Source organism: Corynebacterium sp. KPL2680 (assembly GCF_040225675.1).
In the GTDB taxonomy this organism is placed as follows: Bacteria; Actinomycetota; Actinomycetes; order Mycobacteriales; family Mycobacteriaceae; genus Corynebacterium; species Corynebacterium rhinophilum.
Map to the genome: position 1 here is coordinate 52934 of NZ_JBEHFM010000002.1, position 19007 is coordinate 71940.

General features: G+C 58.9%; 19 protein-coding genes. 14 read left to right on the top strand and 5 right to left on the bottom strand.

Translation table 11 applies throughout. From position 1 onward, the window contains the following. Positions 1-106: 106 nt before the first annotated feature. Together ABRP66_RS01580 and idi are read left to right on the top strand one after the other, a co-directional pair. Entirely contained in the window at positions 107-655 is a 549-nt protein-coding gene (locus ABRP66_RS01580) for a hypothetical protein (protein WP_284782328.1), read from the top strand. After that, complete coding sequence (gene idi, locus ABRP66_RS01585) at positions 652-1194, top strand: isopentenyl-diphosphate Delta-isomerase (protein ID WP_284782329.1); 543 nt, start codon at positions 652-654, stop codon at positions 1192-1194. Before ABRP66_RS01580 ends, idi begins: the two co-directional genes overlap by 4 nt. A gap of 12 nt (positions 1195-1206) precedes the next feature. Here idi and ABRP66_RS01590 read toward each other — a convergent pair whose 3' ends face one another. Continuing rightward, positions 1207-2469, bottom strand: coding sequence for a carboxylesterase family protein (locus ABRP66_RS01590; protein ID WP_349838233.1), 1263 nt, complete (start codon positions 2467-2469; stop codon positions 1207-1209). Positions 2470-2525: 56 nt separating this feature from the next. Here ABRP66_RS01590 and ABRP66_RS01595 point away from each other — a divergent pair, with 56 nt between their 5' ends. From ABRP66_RS01595 to ABRP66_RS01610, 4 genes are all read left to right on the top strand, one after another. Then, positions 2526-2711: a hypothetical protein gene (locus ABRP66_RS01595; protein ID WP_284782333.1), complete on the top strand. Its 186-nt coding sequence runs from the start codon at positions 2526-2528 to the stop codon at positions 2709-2711. Next, complete coding sequence (locus ABRP66_RS01600) at positions 2704-2979, top strand: hypothetical protein (RefSeq protein ID WP_284782336.1); 276 nt, start codon at positions 2704-2706, stop codon at positions 2977-2979. Before ABRP66_RS01595 ends, ABRP66_RS01600 begins: the two co-directional genes overlap by 8 nt. Positions 2980-3130: 151 nt before the next feature. Next, positions 3131-4963, top strand: a complete 1833-nt coding sequence (locus tag ABRP66_RS01605; protein ID WP_284782337.1) for an AMP-dependent synthetase/ligase — start codon at positions 3131-3133, stop codon at positions 4961-4963. Between the two features lie 224 nt (positions 4964-5187). After that, positions 5188-5868 carry a hypothetical protein gene (locus ABRP66_RS01610; protein ID WP_005284226.1) on the top strand — a complete coding sequence of 227 codons (681 nt, stop codon included), beginning with the start codon at positions 5188-5190 and terminating at the stop codon, positions 5866-5868. A gap of 131 nt (positions 5869-5999) precedes the next feature. Here the strand turns inward: ABRP66_RS01610 and ABRP66_RS01615 are convergent, their stop codons facing one another. The 4 genes from ABRP66_RS01615 to ABRP66_RS01630 all read right to left on the bottom strand — a co-directional run bounded on the left by ABRP66_RS01615 (position 6000) and on the right by ABRP66_RS01630 (position 10842). Next, positions 6000-6965: a hypothetical protein gene (locus tag ABRP66_RS01615; RefSeq protein ID WP_284782339.1), complete on the bottom strand. Its 966-nt coding sequence runs from the start codon at positions 6963-6965 to the stop codon at positions 6000-6002. Between the two features lie 165 nt (positions 6966-7130). Then, entirely contained in the window at positions 7131-8285 is a 1155-nt protein-coding gene (locus ABRP66_RS01620; RefSeq protein ID WP_284782340.1) for an ATP-binding protein, read from the bottom strand. Positions 8286-8395: 110 nt separating this feature from the next. Next, a complete protein-coding gene (locus ABRP66_RS01625; protein WP_284851397.1) occupies positions 8396-9454 on the bottom strand; it encodes a CNNM domain-containing protein in 1059 nt (352 codons plus the stop codon). Continuing rightward, positions 9454-10842, bottom strand: a complete 1389-nt coding sequence (locus ABRP66_RS01630; RefSeq protein WP_284782343.1) for a hemolysin family protein — start codon at positions 10840-10842, stop codon at positions 9454-9456. Before ABRP66_RS01630 ends, ABRP66_RS01625 begins: the two co-directional genes overlap by 1 nt. Positions 10843-10991: 149 nt before the next feature. On the opposite strand from ABRP66_RS01630, the gene hemW reads away from it, so the two are divergent. The 8 genes from hemW (at position 10992) to ABRP66_RS01670 (ending at position 18975) form a co-directional block, all read left to right on the top strand. Beyond that, on the top strand, positions 10992-12131 hold the full coding sequence (gene hemW / locus ABRP66_RS01635) for a radical SAM family heme chaperone HemW (protein WP_284851399.1): 1140 nt from the start codon (positions 10992-10994) through the stop codon (positions 12129-12131). 164 nt (positions 12132-12295) lie between these two features. Next, positions 12296-13336 (top strand): heat-inducible transcriptional repressor HrcA, encoded by a 1041-nt coding sequence (gene hrcA / locus ABRP66_RS01640; RefSeq protein ID WP_284850048.1) that lies wholly within the window; start codon positions 12296-12298, stop codon positions 13334-13336. Positions 13337-13417: 81 nt separating this feature from the next. Beyond that, a complete protein-coding gene (gene dnaJ, locus ABRP66_RS01645; RefSeq protein ID WP_023023431.1) occupies positions 13418-14578 on the top strand; it encodes a molecular chaperone DnaJ in 1161 nt (386 codons plus the stop codon). Continuing rightward, the gene (locus ABRP66_RS01650; RefSeq protein ID WP_284819278.1) at positions 14578-15321 is read left to right on the top strand and encodes a 16S rRNA (uracil(1498)-N(3))-methyltransferase; all 744 of its coding nucleotides are present in this window, start codon (positions 14578-14580) and stop codon (positions 15319-15321) included. Before dnaJ ends, ABRP66_RS01650 begins: the two co-directional genes overlap by 1 nt. 10 nt (positions 15322-15331) lie before the next feature. Continuing rightward, the gene (locus tag ABRP66_RS01655) at positions 15332-16309 is read left to right on the top strand and encodes a PhoH family protein (protein WP_284770271.1); all 978 of its coding nucleotides are present in this window, start codon (positions 15332-15334) and stop codon (positions 16307-16309) included. Then, positions 16310-16930 carry an rRNA maturation RNase YbeY gene (gene ybeY / locus ABRP66_RS01660; RefSeq protein ID WP_284796387.1) on the top strand — a complete coding sequence of 207 codons (621 nt, stop codon included), beginning with the start codon at positions 16310-16312 and terminating at the stop codon, positions 16928-16930. Between the two features lie 51 nt (positions 16931-16981). Further along, on the top strand, positions 16982-17830 hold the full coding sequence (gene pdxY / locus ABRP66_RS01665; protein WP_284850047.1) for a pyridoxal kinase PdxY: 849 nt from the start codon (positions 16982-16984) through the stop codon (positions 17828-17830). Positions 17831-17955: 125 nt separating this feature from the next. Then, positions 17956-18975 (top strand): formamidase, encoded by a 1020-nt coding sequence (locus tag ABRP66_RS01670; protein ID WP_005284191.1) that lies wholly within the window; start codon positions 17956-17958, stop codon positions 18973-18975. The last annotated feature ends 32 nt before the right edge of the window (positions 18976-19007 follow it).

The following is a 19007-nucleotide window of genomic DNA, read 5'->3' on the forward strand; positions in this document are numbered from 1 at the left end:
CCACACGCCACGGCGCGCAGCCCAGATGCATACCTTGGGCCGGCTTTCGGCTAAAGTATCTGTGCAGAAATAAACTTAATCTTCGCGTGCAAAGGATCCATCCACGGTGAAAATTTCTCACACTTTAGGCGCAGGCGTGGTCAGCCTTCTCGCCGTGACCCTGGCCGGATGCAGCATTCTCCAGCCGGAAGAGACCGGGTTGGGGGACAATATCACCGTCTCCAGCTCGGAAGAAGCGCCTTATCAAGCGGAAGACACCGACGATAAGGAAGTTACTTCCAACCTGGCGAGCCCGGTGAAAGATGCCGGCCTCGGCGTCAGCTGGGAGCTGCAGGGGGTTTATACGGATAGTAATTCCGGCGGTTCCGTGGTGACCATTTTGCTCAAGAACGAAAACGAAATGGCCCTGCCCGCCGATGCTTTCGACGACCCCGTCCTCGAGCGCGCCGACGGAAATGGCGGCTGGTCTAAGGTAAAAGCCCTGCCGTATGACGAGAACTCCGCGCCTGGCGTGGAACCCCCGGGCCTCGATCACCCGCTGGGCGCGGGTGCCGCGGTTAACCTGCAATATCGTTACGATGTCGCACCGGGCAATCTCTGGAATGCCCGCCTACACATTGGAAACGTCACCTGGGTGGGGGATCTGAACCTATGACGGAACGGGTAGTCCTGGCGGGTGCTGATGGAAAAGCCATTGGTACTGCCCTCAAATCCGAGGTGCATACCACCGACACTGCCTTGCACTTTGCCTTTTCCGCGTGGGTTACCTGCCAAGGAAAAGTACTCATCACCCGTCGGGCGCTGAGCAAACAAACCTGGCCCGGCGTGTGGACCAATTCCTTCTGCGGGCATCCTGGTCCGGGGGAGTCGACTGCCGATGCCGTCATTCGCCGCGCCGAATTCGAGTTAGGGATTCCGGCAGACGCGCTGTCCAACCTGCGCGAGGTGTTGCCCACCTTTTCCTACCGCGCGGTAGACTCCTCCGGCCTTGTGGAAAATGAAATCTGCCCCGTCTACTGCATAGAGCTCGATTCCCAGGCGCAGTGGCAGCCGAACCCGGACGAGGTCGACTCCTGGGAATGGGTCGAGCCAACCCGCCTCATCGCCGCAGCCGATGCCGTGTCGGCGGTATTTAGCCCGTGGATGTGCGAGGAACTGGCGGAAGCTGAGTTGCGCACGGCGCTTCAGGCGTAGGCACAGCAGCAGTTAGTCTTCCTCATAAAACGCCGCGGCCACGTAATCCAGGGTGGCATAGGCAATGCGCCGATCCCCGGTATCCAAATCAAATTCGAGCACGCGGTGGTCGCTGCCATAGCGGGGGAAACCCGCCTCCCCTGTGGTGGCGAAGTGGCAGAGCCACTCATTTAGCTCGCAGTCGGTGCCGAAGAGCGGGTAGAGCTCATCGCAGTGCAGCGCCGGCTTAAGCTTCCTCGTAAACTCCATCATCCAGGTAGGCCCCGGAGCGCCGGAGGCTACCTGCGCCGTCCAGCGGCGAACGAGGGAATCGCCTATCATCCGGCCCATGAGGCGGTCCGGGTCCACGTACTGCGCGAGCTGGCGCCATTGCGTGTAGCGCCCGTGTGGGAAGCCGAAGCGCTGGGAAAGGTAGTTACAAATAAACTTGCCCAGGGCCATATTATCGATGCGCTTGCCGGCTGGAAGATCGTAAAACTCATCCCGGGTGGAGCTCACCACGATGGGGATATCCGCCAATTCAGATGCCTGCATTGGTGCCGGGCCGAGGGCCAAGTCATAGCGGTGCTTCTTGCGGAACTTTTTATAGCCCTTTTCTAGTGCCTCGGGCGACAGCGATTCCAGGGCATTGGGCTCGATGGGTACCGACAGGCACCTGTGCAATCCCGCCACGCGGTGCTCAAAGGTATCGCGGGGATAGGCAGGCGATAGGGCGAGGACGCGCCGAAAAGCACCGCGGTAGTGATCGCGCCGGGCAAGCCACAGGCTAATCGCCGCACCGGCGGATTGGCCTACCAGGGTGATATTCGTTTTATCCCCGCCAAAGGATTCGATATTGTCCTGTAACCACTCCAAAGCCAGCATGCAGTCATCGATGCCGCGGTAGCGGTCCGCTTCATCGTCAGCAAAGCGAGCAAAACCGGCCAGGCCCACGCGGTAGCCCACCCGGACTTGGATGATGCCCTTGCGGGCCGTCACCGTGCCTGGCACCCGCTCGTCCTCATGCGAGCCGCCTTCAAAGCTTCCCCCGTGGATATAGACCACCACGGGGCAATCCGCAGCGTTGTCGGGGGCGGTGATGCTGAGTGCTACCTCATCCGGTTGCGGTGTGCGTGCATCCTGGTCGAGGGGTTTTTCCAGCGGCCGCGCTGGGGCAAAGCGGCTAGGTATTTCGCAAAAGCGCAGCGAATGAAAATAGGAGAGGCCATCGCGGCTAAAGCCGGTGATACGTCCAGATGGGGTGGCAATGGTGACGGGTATCTGTGCGCTCGACATACCTGCCAGATTACCGTGGGGCAGTAATATAAGAACCCATGGAGTGGTTGACTGACGTGAGCAGCGCATTTTCGCAGTTCTTGGTGCAGGCGGCCGTGTGGGTACAGATGATCATCGTGGTAATCATCGTGGTTCCCATCATGATTGGGCTGGCCTGGTGCCTGATGTGGGCCGTAGACCGCAGCGCCGGCCTAATTTCCCAGTTTCGCAATCGCGGCACTACAGTAAAAGACCATGGCTGATCAACATTCGGAGGGCACGGGCGATAACGCAGCGAGCGGCGACGTACCCGGCGCCAGCTCGGATAGGATCCAGCCGGTAGATCCCCGCGAAGGCCTGTGGGATCCAGAGCGCAAAAAAGATGAGCGCGCCGCAACTACGCCGGTTGTCGGCACCTCCCAGCCCGTTCGCCGCAAACGCTCTCTGCCTAAATCCCGGGTCTCGCTCACGCTGTGGTCCATGATTGCGTTGGTTCTCATCGTTGCGCTAATCGGTAGCCTGTGGCCCTAGGGCAAATTGGTGGATTACTCCAATAAATGGACCGCTCTGATGCTATAAGCCCTGAATAATTACCACTTCGATCGTGGGTGAAACGCGTTGATTCGCCATCCGGTTGGTACAGTAGGCACAGATTATTATTAGCTGTGCGAAAGGACATCGCGTGACCCTGCAACAAGTGCACACTCCGGCGGAATTTACCATTGAGCCGGGGGAAACCTGCCTCACCGCCCTGATGGATACCGCGAAGAAGCGCCCGCACGGCGTGATGTTTACGCGCCCAGCTAATTACGAGTGGGTTAATGTCACCGGAAAAGAATTTATTGATGAGGTCTTTGAAGTAGCTCAAGGCTTAATCGCGCTAGGCGTGAAGCAGGGCGATCGCATTGCCCTCATTTCTGCTACCCGTTACGAATGGTCCCTGCTGGACTACGCCATTTGGGCAGCCGGCGCGGCATCGGTTCCGGTCTATCCTTCCTCCTCTGCCTCCCAGGTGCGTTGGATTATCGAGGATTCCGGGGCGGTACTTGCGATTACCGAAACCCGCGAGCACTCCGAATTGGTAGAAAACCTGGTCCTACAAGACGACGGGGAACCAAACCTAAAAGGCTCGCCGTCGCGGCTGCGGCGCGTATTGGAGATTAACTCCTCCGCCATCGATACCTTGAAATTCGAAGGCCGCAGCGTTGGCACCGACGAGGTGTCTGCTCGCATTGCCGCCACCAATACCGATGATCTTGCCTCCTTGGTTTATACCTCCGGCACCACCGGTCGGCCGAAGGGTTGCATCCTGACGCACCGGAATTGGCTCTCGGAAGCTAGGGCGCTGACCACCAATCCCATCGGCGTATTCGCCGTGCCGGGTAGCCATACCCTGACATTTTTGCCCTTGGCCCACGTTTTTTCCCGTGCCGTATCGATTGCCGTGGCTATTCGCGGTGCTTCGCAGAATCACTGGTCCGATTTTTCCACCATCTCCATCGAGTTTGCCCGCTCTCGCCCCAACGTGATTTTGGGCGTGCCGCGCGTATTTGAAAAGGTCCGCAACTCTGCGGCCTCTAAGGCAGCGGATTCTGGCATCAAGAGCTTCCTTTTTGAGCAGTCCGAAAAGATCGCCATCGAATACTCCAAGGCACTCGATACGCAGGAAGGCCCAGACCGCCTGCTGAAAATTAAACACAAGCTCTTTGACAAGCTGGTCTATTCCACCATCCGCCAGGGCGTGGGCGGCAATGTTCGGTACTGCATTACCGGCGGCTCCGCGATGGGCCACGATTTATTGCACTGGTTCCGCGGCATCGGAGTTCCCGTTTATGAAGGCTATGGCCTGACCGAGACCGCTGCGGCCGCGGCCGTGGACTACTTGGACCAATCCATTGGTACCGTCGGACCGCCGCTGGGCGGGGTGACCATGCGTATTAACGATGACGGCGAAGTCTGCATCAAGGGCGGCATGGTCTTCCAAGGGTATTGGAATAACCCCGAGGCCACGGAGGAAGCCTTCGAGGATGGCTGGTACAACACCGGTGACTTGGGGGAAATCGACGATGATGGCAAGCTCACCATCACCGGCCGCAAGAAGGACTTGATTGTCACCGCGGGCGGCAAGAATGTATCGCCTGGCCCGATGGAGGATATTCTGCGCGGCCACCCCCTGATTTCGCAGGCCATGGTCGTAGGCGATGGCAAGCCGTTCGTGGGAGCGCTAATCACCTTGGACCCGGATATTCTCAAGCGGTGGAAATTGGACCACAATATCCCAGAAAACCGCTCCATGAGCGATATCGCTACCGACGCCACCCTGCGCGCCGAGGTGCAAGACGCCGTCAACAAGGTGAACTCCACGGTCTCCCACGCGGAGGGCATCAAGAAGTTCTACATCCTAGAAAGCGACCTTACTGAGGATGAAAATGAGCTCACCCCAACGATGAAGGTCAAGCGCAACGTGGTGGCCCAACGCTATGCCAGCGCTATTGAGCACATTTACAAGCGCTAGAAAGAGCCCAAACGGGTACACCCGGGGATTTTATTCCCCGGGTGTTTTCCTTCTTGCAGGTCACAATGGCGCAAGCGCGAACCTGCCATAAACCTGTTAAACGCTTCGGAGTGTCGCGCTCTCGCGGTGGGCGATCTGGCATAGAGTCATGAGTCGTCGCCGAAAACCTCAACCTCTACTAGAGGTTGGAAAATGAAAACCGCGGAAGGAGTGGCTCGAAGCCTATGCAGAAGATCGCCGCCGAGCTGCGTCACCGCGAGCTCACCCAGGAGATTTATAATATCGGCGACGAAGTCGCGGAATACCTCGAGCACCTTATTGAAGCAATCGAGGATTGGGATGAGGAACTATCCATGGATTGCCTGGCAGAACTCGGCGATATCGTCGACGATGCCCGCGTGGACTCGGGGCGCTGCGTGGGTGAGCTAATTGGGCTTCGCCAAGCGCTAGTGTCCGGCGTGCGTTCGGGAACCATTTCTGCTGCTCCCTCCGGCGCGAATGATGCGGAGGAGCCGGAGCAGCTCACCCCGCGCCTATTGGATGAGCGCTATCCCATTGCCAAGCCCATCGTCGTGCACGAACTGGCAGAGGCGCTGCGCCAGCGCACACAGGCGGTAGCAGATTACCTCCGCGAGGTCGTGGAATACGTGCTGGCGCAAACCGATGCCGTCGCCCGCAACCTCGACATGGTCTCCCTGCCGCACCTGTATAAGTGCACCGGGGAATCAGCTCTTATCGCCGTGCAGGCGTGGAAGCACACCGTGCTCGATACGCACCCGGCATATGTGCGCTCCATGCGCGGGCATAATCCGCCGCAATTCCTAGAAGAACGCGCCCGCATTGCCGCGGTCGTAGAAAAAGTCCGCGCTAAGCGCGAGGCGGCACGCAGGGCCACAACTGCATAAATCCTTTAGACTTCCTTGCTTAAAGCAAGGGGATTTTAGCGGCCACCGAGATTCCCTCTCTCGGTGGCCGTTTCATTTGTAAATGACCATTCCGCGAATCTGTTGATAGCTCGGGCGGCACCGGCAATAACTTAGTGGCAGGATCGCTGGGTGCGTACCGCGTTCTGGCGCGCAGAGATAGTGGCAGTGACCTCAGAGATGAAGCGTCCCGGGTGCTGTACTAACTGCCGCGGGGAAAATCGTATGACGGTAAAACCCGCATCGTGCAGGCGCTTTTCGCGGGATTGGCCGGTTTGGTCCCGCGGCTTCGTTGGCATCGTGGTGGCCGCGGCGTCGTCTGGCCTCCCGACCGCTGTGGAAGAAGCCCCGGCCGTATGGTCATCGTTCGGTTCAGTGATGTCGATGATGTAGGTCTTATTGATACACAACTCCGCGGTAATGCCGGGAAGGGCAGTGTACTGAACCTCGAAAAACATTGGCCACGGAAAATCCGCCTGGATGAGCAGGGCGCGGGCAAAGGAAGCAAGGGGAGACGGGGAGGCGGCGCAGCTGTGGTGGATCACGTCCCGGACGACCGCGCTATTGCGCACCCTGCCCATCCGCGCGAACTCCTGCCTGAGTTTCTTCTTCGTTATCCCTGCCCGCAAGGCAGAGTCGGCGGCAATGAGGCCTTCGCGAAAACCGTGGAATCGGGCGATATCGATCACAGCTCGGGCTGGCGAAACGGTGCGGGAGCCATGCACCAGCATCGGTTCGGGTAATTTCGTTTTGCGGTACATGCGTTCTGGATGGCGCCGGTCCTTATTTGGCAAAGAGTTATGGGGAAGGGCCATTTCCACCTTTTCTTCCGCGGAGGCAAGCACCCATAGCCCGTGGACGCGGGCGGCGGACTTAGAGATGAGCACCGCGGTATAAGCGCTGCGGGCGGCGGCGATGGCGCGCAGGCGCAGCTGGGAGGATAGGCTCAAACCGTGGTAATGGTCGCGGTGTACCGCGATGCGGGGTGCGAGCTTGAGGTAGGTGCCGTTATCGAGGTCGCGGCCGAAGGTGGGATGGTTGTGCCGGATGGAAGGAATATTAGTTAGTGCTTTGCTCATGACCCCGAGCACATATGAGGCGCACGATGCCTGCTACCCGAATGCGCGCGAGGCTGTGGAGTTCTCGTTGAATCTTCACTAAGTGTGAACCGTGGTGCTCGAGTGGCGCCACGAGCTTAAGTTATCCACACCCGCGCTATGGGTGGGTTGCGCGACTGAGCTCGATTAGTACGAATCGATTACCAAGCTAGCGGCATGCTCGCGCAAATAATCTCGAAGGTAGGGCAGGGCAAAGTCTACTTGGCCACTGGCTGGTATCTCGATTAATTCCGAGTCAAGCAAGCGGCGGCGGTAATTGGATGCATATTGCGAGCTTTTTCCTAGGCGGGCCGTGATATCACTCATGGATGAGGGGCCATTGTCTTGCGCCATATGGAGCAGGAATGTCCGATCGATGGGGGAAAGCTCCGCTAGGGCGGGCTCATGGACTAGCTGCCCTAGCTTTCGTCGTGCTTTGGAAATGCCTTCCTGCGCAGCGTCCACCGAAATCGTATTGTCTGTTCGGTGGCGGAAAGCCCATAGGCCGACGAGCTGAATCATAAAGGGGTATCCCTGGCAAGCGGATACGGCAGAATTCAGCGCGTCCTTGTCCCAATTAACCTCTGTTTCTTCTACGGGAGCCTTGAGTGCCTTCCGGACGTCCGTATCCGCCACTCGGTCCAATTCAATACGGTTCGCACGGCGGAGAAAAGTGACAGGATTAGAGTCATCCTGGCTGGCTAAAAGCGGTTTAATCGAGGAAGGGATCCCTGCCATGACTACAGCAATATTTTCCCCTTCTCGCACGAGGTGCTGGATGGTAGCGCCAAAATCGATGACCTCATCACTGCGCTGGTGGTGCATTTCATCCAACGTAATGAGCACCCCGGTGGGCTCGCCGTGGGAAATCCGGTCGAGTTCGCGCTGCGCATGGAGAAGGTCTTTTAAAGCCCTTCTTAAGGGATAAGATTCCGCGGATAATGTCCTTGGATCCCATTCCATCCCGATGCCTAATTGAAAAAGGTGCAGGTTGAAACCTTTTAGCGCTGTGCGGTTGAGTTGAAGGGTATTAATAATTTCAGCTCGGAGCCGCTCTGCAAAACCGGCAGATGCCGTGTCATTAAGGATGCGCCAACCGCGATCTGACGCGGTGTCTTCGAAAGCATTGAGCAACACCGTCTTGCCGATACCGCGTGGACCCACGACGAGAGAAATACGTTCATGGGATCCGGGGCCATCGTCCAAGGCATAAGCGAACTCCTCAATGGAGTCTTTACGGCCAGCTAGGTAGGGAGGCGTGGCTCCAAGCGTGGCGGTAAACGGATTCTTCCGGTGGGTCATAGCCCAAGTGTAAAACACCGCGCTTGTGTACGCTTGTTTATCTTTTGAATTTTGTTTATAAAACTATTAGGTGCCGAAACCAACGGGACTGGTTGGTTTCGGTGAGGACGCTATACCGCAGGGGGAGGGGTGACCTTGTCCAGCTGCTCGGTAATCTGCGGCCACAGCTGGCCCATGATGTCATCCCAGGTAAGGATCCACACGGCCTTGTCTTTGTCCGCTTTGCCTACGACCACGAGCTGCTCATTGCGGGAGCGCATGTGATCGAGAGTCTTTTGCGCGGTGGTAGCAGAAGAGACGGAAATCGGGTCGCGGGAAAACTCGAGGACTGGGGTATCGGGATTGGCCAAGAGGGTATCGCGCACGTGCACCACGCGGGGCACGCGGGAATCCTTGGGGAAGACGAGCACGCGCATAATGTTTTTGCGCAGGACGAGCTCTTGGAGCTGTTCCACCGTGGCATCGGAAGGCAGCGGCACTACCTCTGAGCCGTGGGCGCGCGCCATGGCGCCTACCGTGGAGTTCTCGAGCTCGATGACATCGGAAATCTGATTGGCGGAATTATCGTCAAGCGCGCCGGTCTCGCGGGAGTGCTCGACCAAGGTGCGCAGCGTCTCGGCATCGTAGCCGGCAGCACCGGCGCGATCGACCGGTCTCTCACCCGTCATGGCCACCAATTTATTGGCCATCGTGTTAATCCACTTCAACAGCGGGCGGAAGACCCACACGAATCCGCGGGCGGGGATGGCAATGACCTGCAGGGCGGATTCTGGGTGCGCAATGGCCCAAGACTTGGGTGCCATTTCACCCAGCACCAAGTGCAGGAAGGTGACGATGAACAGGGCGAGGATGAAGCTGGCGACATCGGCAATGCCCAGCGGCAGGCCAAGGGCCTCCAGCGGGGCCATCAAAAGGTGATGGACCCAGGGCTTGGTCACGGCACCGAGCACGAAGGTGGCGGCGGTAATGCCCAATTGCGCGCCCGCCAGCATGATGGTGAGCTCATTGAGCGAGCGCAGGCCGGCGCGGGCAGTACGAGAGGATTCCGCGTTTTCTTCAAGCCGGTTGCGGCGCGAGCCCATGAGGGAAAACTCGATGACCACGAAGAAGCCGGAAGCCGCAATAATGAGCAGCGTGACGATGAGGTTGAACCACCACGTATCGGTCATTATGCCTCCTCCTCTTCTTCGTCGCTGTCATGAACGTAGTCCTCAATAAGCTCGATGGCCAGGGAGGATGGCACGTGGCGGTCTACGTCATCCACGCGCATGCGAATGGAGCGAGTCGGTGCTTCGTCCTGATCCACCCAGTCGTCCGGCTCGGCCTCTAGGTCGATGGTGTGGACCTCGCCTACCTCTGGCAGGGCGCCGGCATGTGCGATGAGCAGGCCGGCGATGGTTTCAAAATCGCCCTCCGGAAGATCGTGGCCAATGGCGCGCTCGATTTCATCCAGCGGCGTATCGCCATCCACCAGCCAGTGGGATTCGTCCTGCTCGGTGATTTCTTCGGTTTCCTCGATATCGTGCTCATCGGTGACATCGCCCAAGATCTCTTCGGCCAAGTCCTCCATGGTGACGATGCCGACAAATCCGCCGTACTCATCGATGACGCAGGCCAGCTTTTGTTCCTCGCCGCGCAATTCATCGACGACATCGGGAAGCGGCATAAGCTCCGGAACTACCAAGGGCTCGCGCATGATGGCAGTAGCGCTAGTGGCGGCGGGGAGATCGGAGCCCAAGACATCGAAAAGATGCACCACGCCGATGGGATTGTGCTCATCATCGATGACGGGGTAGCGCGTGTGGTTTTCAGACATCAATTCGCGCACCTCGCCCAAGGTGGTGCCTGGGTCGATCACGTCCACGCGGGAGCGGGGGATCATGGCGTGCTCGACGTCGTGCTCTGGAAAGTCGAGCAAACGGTCCAAGACCATATAAGTATCCTCATCCAAAACGCCGGTTTCGTGCGAGGAATCGACGATGGATTCGAGGTCATCGGCTGTTGCGGAAGAATCGACGTCTTCTACCGGCTCGATGCGAAATAGCTTCAAAATCGCGTTGGAAGAGTACTCGAAAAAGCGGATGAGCCAGCCGAAAATGCGCAGATACCACTGCGTGGACGCGGCCAAGCGCAGCGCCGTTTTCATGGGCGCGGCGATGGTATAGTTCTTAGGGAAAAGCTCCGCAAAGAGCATCGTGGCGATGGTGGAAATAAACAGCGCCGCGATGGTGCCGATAGCCACGGATACGCCGGTGGGAATGCCTACGCCGCCGAGCAGCACGCCAAGGCCCTGGCCCACTAGGGGCTCTGCCACATAACCAATGAGCAGGCCGGTAATGGTAATGCCGAGCTGCGCACCGGAAAGCATGAAGGAGGTGCGCTTGGTGATGTCGAGTGCGCGCTGGGCGGATTTATCACCTTCAGCGGCCATGGACCGCAATTGGGTGCGGTCCACAGACATGAATGAAAACTCTTGCGCCACGAAGTAAGCGTTCGCGACGATGATGATGCCGATGACCACAAAGCCTGCCAGGATCATCAAAATAGCCGATAACATGAGTTACTCCCCACCGCCTATAAGGTGGCGGGGACATCGACTGGGAGGCTCCACTGAAGGTACCTTTCTATACGCGGGAAGTTGGCAATATACTACATGTTTAACACCCATTTCGGCCATTTTGTTCCCTGCCTATTAGGGTTTGATTCATGACTGAACCATTCGGGCTGTATATCCACGTTCCCTTTTGCGCCACCCGCTGCGGCTATTGCGATTTCAATACTTATACCCCCGGCGAGTTGGGCAGCCCGCGCGATCTCACCGGCCCTTACCTCGATGCCTTGGACAAGGAGCTGGAGATGGCGGCGGGCCGCGTGGGGCGCACCGCGGATACGGTCTTCATCGGCGGCGGCACGCCCTCGCTCCTGGGGGGTCAGGGCCTGAGCCGCATTCTGGATACGGTGCGCTCTACCTTTGGGCTTAGCCCAGACGCCGAGGTCACCACCGAGTCCAACCCGGAGTCCACCTCGCCGGAGTACTTTGCCGCGCTTGCCGATGCCGGCTTTAACCGCATCAGCCTCGGCATGCAGTCCGCCTCGCACAGCGTGCTCCAGGTGCTCGAGCGCGCCCACACCCCGGGACGCGCTTTCGCCGCCGCGCGCGAGGCCCGTGCGGCCGGCTTCCAGCACGTCAACCTCGACATGATTTACGGCACGCCCACCGAAACCGACGATAACGTCCGCGGGACCTTGGACCGCGTACTCGAGACCGGCGTCGACCACGTCAGCGCGTACTCGCTCATCGTAGAAGACGGCACGCGCATGGCCCGCAAGGTCAATAAGGGTCTGCTTCCCGCCCCCGATGAAGACGTGCTGGCCCGGCGCTACGAAATGATTTCTTCCACCCTCGAAGACGCCAGCTTCGAGTGGTACGAGGTCTCCAATTGGTCGCTGCCCGGCGGCGAATGCGAGCACAATCGCATTTACTGGGTGGACGGCAACTGGTGGGGCGCAGGTCCCGGTGCGCACTCCCACCTAGGCGACGAGCGTTTTTATAACGTCAAGCACCCCAATCGCTATATCCAAACGATAGGAAACGGTGAGCTGGCCATCAAAGACAGTGAAACCCTAACGGAGGCAGATCGCCACATGGAAAAGGTGATGCTCGGCCTGCGCCTGCGCGAGGGCATCCCAGAATCCTGGCTCGATGCCCACGCAGCCCCTGCGTTGGAGGGCTTCATCGACCGCGGCCTGCTCGAGCGCGCCGGCCAGCGCGTGCGCGTGACCAAGCGCGGGCGCCTGCTTGCCGATGGCATCGTCTCCGATCTCCTCATCGCCGAAGAGTCCTAGCCGCCGTCAGAAATTCCTTATATGTGCCCCTGAACCACCAAAACCCCTTATTCGGGCTTATTCTTGTTAGACTTTTAAGATTGGCACTGGATTTACGCTGTATTTATAGAGAGACGCCGGTACATCGACTTAAACTAACCCGCAGAGAATAGGAGCGCTGAGAAGTGTCCACCTCAACTGATGCCCGCCGCAAGGAGGTCCTGCGGGCCATCGTTGCGGATTACATTGCCTCCCAGGAACCCGTGGGCTCCAAAACGCTGGTAGAGCGCTATCGTCTGGGCGTTTCTTCCGCGACCATCCGCAATGATATGGCCGTGCTGGAATCGCAGGGGCTGATTTCGCAGCAGCATGCTAGTTCCGGGCGCGTTCCCACGCAGCAGGGGTACCGGCAGTTCGTTGATTCTCTGCACGAGGTCAAGCCGCTTTCTACCCCAGAGCGCAAAGCGATGCTGAGCTTCTTGGAAGGCGGGGTAGACCTCGAAGATGTGCTGCGCCGCTCCGTGCAGCTGTTGGCTCAGGTCACTGAGCAGGCGGCCGTGGTGCAGCTGCCCAATTTGAAGATCTCGCGCGTTAAGCACTGCGAGGTCGTCACGCTATCTCCGGTGCGGGTGCTGCTGGTGCTGATTACGGATAATGGCCGCGTGGATCAGCGCAACGTGGAACTAGATGAGGTCATTGACCAAGACCAGACGTATCGCCTGCGGGACATCGTCAATAATGCGCTAGTGGGCAAGACGCTTACTGATGCCTCCGTGGAGCTCGCCCACCTCGTCGATGACGCCCCTCTAGATATCCGCCACCACGTGCTCAAAGTGGCGACCACGCTCATTGAAACCTTGGTGGAACAGCCTTCTGATCGCTTGATTATGGCGGGGACCTCGAATCTCACCCGCGTCGCGCGCGAATTTCCGGAGGGGCTGCCCAAAATTATCGAGGCTTTGGAAGAACAGGTCGTCGTGTTGAAATTGCTGGCGCGCGTACCGGACCTGGGCAATGTATCCGTGGTGATCGGGGACGAAAACGAAGAGGATCAACTGCGCGATGCCTCCGTCGTTGCCGCCGGATATGGCTTTGGAACCGGGGGACAGGCGGCGACGCTTGGCGGCCTTGGTGTGGTGGGACCGACGTTTATGGACTATTCGGGAACAATCTCTAAGGTCTCTGCTGTTGCACAATACGTGAGTGAAATTTTGGCCGGCGAGTAGTGCGAGTAGACTAGCCGGTCGCTACATAAATTTTTGCAAGGTAATACCAACAAAACGATCGAGTAAGGAATATCTCTAACAGTGGCTCGTGACTATTACGGCATCCTAGGTGTTGATAAGGACGCAACGGACCAGGAAATTAAGAAGGCGTACCGCAAACTGGCCCGCAAGTATCATCCGGATGTGAACCCGGATGATGAGGCAGCGGCGGAGAAATTTCGCGAGGCTTCGGTTGCCCAAGAAGTTTTGCTGGATCCGCAAAAGCGCCAGATCGTCGATATGGGCGGCGATCCCATGGAGCAAGGCGGCGGTGGCGCTGGCGCCGGTGCCGGCGGATTTAGCGGCTTCGGCGGCGGTGGCTTGGGCGATATCTTCGCCGAGTTCTTCGGCGGTGGCGCCGGCGGCGGATCCCGTGGGCCTAAGTCGCGCGTGCAGCCCGGCAACGACGCCCTCCTGCGCACTCGGATTACCCTGGAAGAGGCCTATACGGGCCTGAAGAAGAAGGTCACCGTCGATACCGCGGTGCTGTGTGATTCCTGCGGTGGCACCGGCTCAAACTCCAAGTCCAAGCCCGTCACCTGCGATAATTGCAACGGCATGGGTGAAATCCAGGAGATGCAGCGCAGCTTCTTGGGCAACGTGATGACCACCCGCCCGTGCCCGAAGTGCCAGGGCTTTGGCGAGATCATTGAGGATCCCTGCAACCAGTGCGCCGGCGATGGCCGCGTGAAAAAGCGCCGCGACCTTACGGTGTCCATCCCGGCGGGCATCAACGATGGCATGCGCATCCGCATGGCTTCCCAGGGCGAGGTCGGCCACGGCGGTGGCCCTGCAGGTGACCTTTACGTGGAGGTGCACACCCAGGAACACGAGGTCTTCCAGCGCAATGCAGATGACCTGAACGTCACCGTGCACGTGCCGATGATCGATGCTGCGTTGGGCACCAACTTCACCATCGATCAGCTCAATGGCGAAGAGCTCACCATCGATATCGAGCCGGGCACCCAGCCAGGCGAGTCCATCAAGGTCGAAGGCGCGGGCATGCCACGCCTGCGCACCGACGGTTACGGTAGCCTTTTTGCCCACGTGGACGTGGTCGTTCCCAAGGACTTGGACCGCAAGAGCCGCGAGGCGCTGGAAAAGATCCGCAATACCCGCGATGAGGGCGCTCGCGTGCGCACCGCCAGCGACGGGCAGGAAGACTCCTTCTTTACCCGCCTGCGCGATAAGTTCCGCCGCTAATGTCGCTGCCCGTCTTCATTCACCCGGATCTCTCCGCCGCCGAGGCCGGAGACAGCATCACGCTGTCGGGGCCCGAGGCGCGCCATGCCGTGACGGTCAAGCGGATGCAACAGGGGGAGAAGCTAGCGCTTATCGATGGCACCGGTATCCGCCTCACCCTCTCCGTCACCGAGACCTCTGGCAAGGACCGCTTAGCCGGCACCGTCGAGTCCGTTACCCACATCCCCGAGCCAAATCCGCGGGTAACGGTGGTGCAGGCGATCCCTAAATCCGAGCGCGCTGAGCTGGCCGTTGACCTGGCTACCCAAGCTGGGGCGGATGAGATCATCGCCTGGCAGGCGGATCGCTGCGTGGCTAAGTGGGATGGGAAGAAGGCTCCGAAGGCCGTCGCCAAATGGCAGGCCGCCGCTGAAGCAGCCGCAAAGCAATCCCGGCGAGACCGCATCCCGCAGGTTCGCGGTCCGCTGACCACCCGCCAACTGGTTGCGGAACTGGCAGAGCGCGCAGAATCCGCGAGCGTGCTAGTCCTGCACGAGGAAGCCACCGAATCCATCCGCGAGGTGGACCTGCGCGGCGAGGTCTTCCTCTTGGTCGGCCCCGAGGGCGGCATCGGGGAAAAAGAGCTGACAACACTGTGCGAGGCCGGGGCCGTTCCCATCAAATTGGGCCCAGAGGTTTTGCGCACCGCCAGCGCGGCGATGGTGGCTTTGGCGGCTATCGGCATGCGGACTGAGCGCTGGTAGCCTATTAGACGTGCCTATCATCACCAAGAAATGTGAGATCGATTCCGCGTATGTCAGCAGCGTATTGGGCAGCGCGGACGATAACCTCCGCGTGCTCAATGACCGCCTCGATGCGGACCTTTTTGCCCGGGGCAATATTGTCACCGTCACCGGCCCCGATTACGAGGTAGCCCGCGCGGCGAAGATCCTCGACGAGCTCGAGGCCATCGCCAGGCGCGGCCATGCCGTATCCACCGATACGGTAAAGCACACCATGGACATGGTGGCCGTGGAGGCGCCGCAGTCGGTAGCGGCGGCGATGGCGGCGGACATCGTCAAGCGCCGAGGCAAGTCGATCCGTCCCAAGACGGTGGGGCAATCCGAATATGTGCAGGCCATCGACAATAATACGGTGGTCTTTGGCATTGGCCCGGCCGGTTCAGGAAAGACCTATCTGGCGGTGGCGAAGGCCGTGCAGGCCCTGCAAAATAAGCAGGTCTCGCGCATTATTCTTACCCGTCCGGCGGTTGAGGCGGGCGAAAACCTGGGCTTTTTGCCGGGTACGCTCAATGACAAGATTGACCCGTATCTGCGCCCGCTTTATGACGCGCTGCGAGACATGCTCGATCCAGAGATGATCCCCAAGCTTATGGATGCCGGCATCATCGAGGTCGCCCCGCTGGCGTATATGCGCGGGCGCACGCTCAATGATGCATTTGTCATCCTTGATGAGGCGCAAAACACCACGCCGGCGCAAATGAAGATGTTTTTGACCCGCCTGGGCTTTGGTTCCACCATCGTGGTCACCGGCGATATCTCCCAGGTGGATCTCCCGCGCGGCCAGATTTCCGGTCTGCGTATCGTGCGGCGGATCCTCAATAACGTGGATGATATCCACTTTGCGGATCTCAGCGCCCAAGACGTGGTGCGTCACCAGCTGGTGGGCCGCATCGTGGATGCTTATGATTCCTTTGATAATAAAAAGGCTGCGGAATACGAAGGGGAATAAGTGAGTATCGAATTTCTCAATGAGTCGGGTTTTGATGGCGTCAACGAGGAGATGCTGATCGATGTCGCCTCCTATGCCTTCGGCGCCATGGATATCAACCCCGATGCGGAATGCACCATTACCTGCGTGGACCTGAAATCCATCGAGGATCTGCACATCCGTTGGATGGACTTGGAAGGCCCTACCGATGTGATGAGTTTTCCCATGGATGAGCTCACCCCCGGCGCCACTTCTGGTGGCGGGCGCCCCGATGCCGCCGATCCGGGACCTGCCATGCTTGGCGATATCGTATTGTGCCCCGAGTTTGCCCTCCGCCAGGCCGATGCCGCCGGGCATTCGCTCGGGCACGAGCTCGCGCTTTTGACGGTGCACGGCTGCCTGCACTTGCTGGGCTACGATCACGCCACCGCGGCGGAGGAAAAGGAAATGTTTGCCCGGCAGAATGAGCTGCTGGCGGATTGGTACGATGACCTCACCGCACGCGGGAAGAGCTACCAGCCAAAGCCCTCGGGCCCGAAGGCCTTTCCTGATGCTGCCGAGCGAGCCCGCCTCGATGAACAGGTGCCCGGTGGCGGTATTCCGGCCATCGGGGAGCCAAAGGACGAGGAACCCCACGAATAATTTCGCCCCTTCCTTTGTCTCTGTGCACCGGCAGTAGCACAATGGATAGCTATGACTATCCTTTCCATCCAGTCTCATGTCACCTACGGCCACGTGGGAAATTCCGCGGCCGTATTTCCCCTCCAGCGCGCCGGCCACGAAGTGTGGCCCGTGCACACGGTGAACTTCTCCAACCACACCGGATACGGTGACTGGGGCGGACCGATGATTCCGGCTAGTGATGTCACGTCGATCATCGATGGCATCGAAAAGCGCGGTGCTTTTGAAAATATCGACGCCATCCTTTCCGGCTACCAAGGCGGCTCCGACATTGCCGATGCCATCGTGGACACCGTTCGCCGCATCAAGGCCGTCAACCCCAAGGCGCTCTATGCTTGCGACCCCGTGATGGGCAATGCGAAGTCGGGTTGCTTCGTTTCCGATGACATTCCGCCACTGCTGCGTGACCGCGTGGTGCCCGTGGCCGATATCATCACCCCGAACCAATTTGAGCTGGGCTATCTGACCGATACCGAGGTCAGCACCTTGGACGAGACCTTGGCGGCGGTGAAGAAGGCGCAGGAAATGGGTCCGAAGACGGTATTGGTTACCTCCGTAAAGCGCCCGGAAACCCCTGCGGATCAGATCGAGATGCTGGCCGTTGATGGTGAGCGTGCTTTCTTGCTCTCGACCCCGCTGTTGCCGGTTAAGCGCAACGGCTCTGGTGACGTGACCGCGGCGCTGTTTACTGGCCACTACGTTGAAACCCATGACGTTAAAGAGGCGCTGCGCCGCACCGCATCTTCTGTCTACGAGCTTCTGCGTACGACGTATGAAGCGGAATCCACCGAGCTGCAGCTCATTCAGGCCCAGGATGCTTTTGCTCACCCAAGCATGCAATTCCAGGCGGAGGAGCTCTAAGGCTGCCCCAAGAGGGATGCGGTCTGTAATTTGAGACAAGCACGTCGCTTTTCAGGTGAATACGTGAGGTTCGTCATATAGAGTGATAGGTGTAACTTAATCAACGACGCGATTGGAGTCCCGTCTTGTCCAGCACCGGAAGCATCAGCGCATCCCCCGACGGCCTGTTGATGGCCCTCATCCAGTACCCAGTTCCCGTAGTCAATACCCCAGAAGACGTTCAAGCAAACGTCGATGAAATCTGCCGCATGGTGGCCTCGACCAAGGCGGGCTACCCAGACTTGGATCTCATCGTCTTTCCGGAGTATTCCTCTTCGGGACTGAACACCAAGATTTGGTCCTACGATGAATTCCTCATTGGGCTCGATGACCCCAAGGTGGACCAGTACAAGCAGGCTTGTAAGGATAACGACGTCTGGGGCGTCTTCTCCATCATGGAACCCAACCATGAGGAAGGAAAACCCCCGTTCAACACGGCGATTATCATCAACTCCGACGGTGAGATTGCACTGCACTACCGTAAGCTGCAGCCATGGACCCCCATCGAGCCGTGGTACCCAGGTGACCTGGGCATGCCGGTGTGCGATGGCCCCAAGGGCTCCAAGCTTGCAGTCAATATCTGCCACGATGGCATGTTCCCAGAGCTCGCCCGCGAAGCGGCGTATAAGGGTGCCAATGTCTACATCCGCATCTCGGGTTATTCCACTCAGACCCAAGACCAGTGGATCATGACCAATAAGACCAATGCCTTCCAGAACCTGATGTATACGGCATCGGTGAACTTGGCGGGCTATGACCAGGTCTTTTACTACTTCGGTGAAGGAAATGTCTGCAACTACGATGGCCACATGATTTCTGAGGGTCACCGCAACCCGGGCGAAATCGTCACCGCAGAGGTATTCCCAGCGTTGGCTGATAAGGCGCGCATCAACTGGGGCCTAGAAAACAACATCTTCAACCTGGGCAACCGCGGCTATGTCGGTTACCCAGGCGGAAAGACCGAAAACTACCTCACCTGGGTCGAAGACCTTGCCAAGGGCGAGTACAAACTGCCATGGTCCGATGATGTTCGTATCAAGGACGGCTGGAAGTACTACCCGGACGGACCGCAGCTTGGCCCACTGCCGGATGAATTCAAGAAATAGACTCACGGCTATTAGCTCCTGAAGGCCCCGCA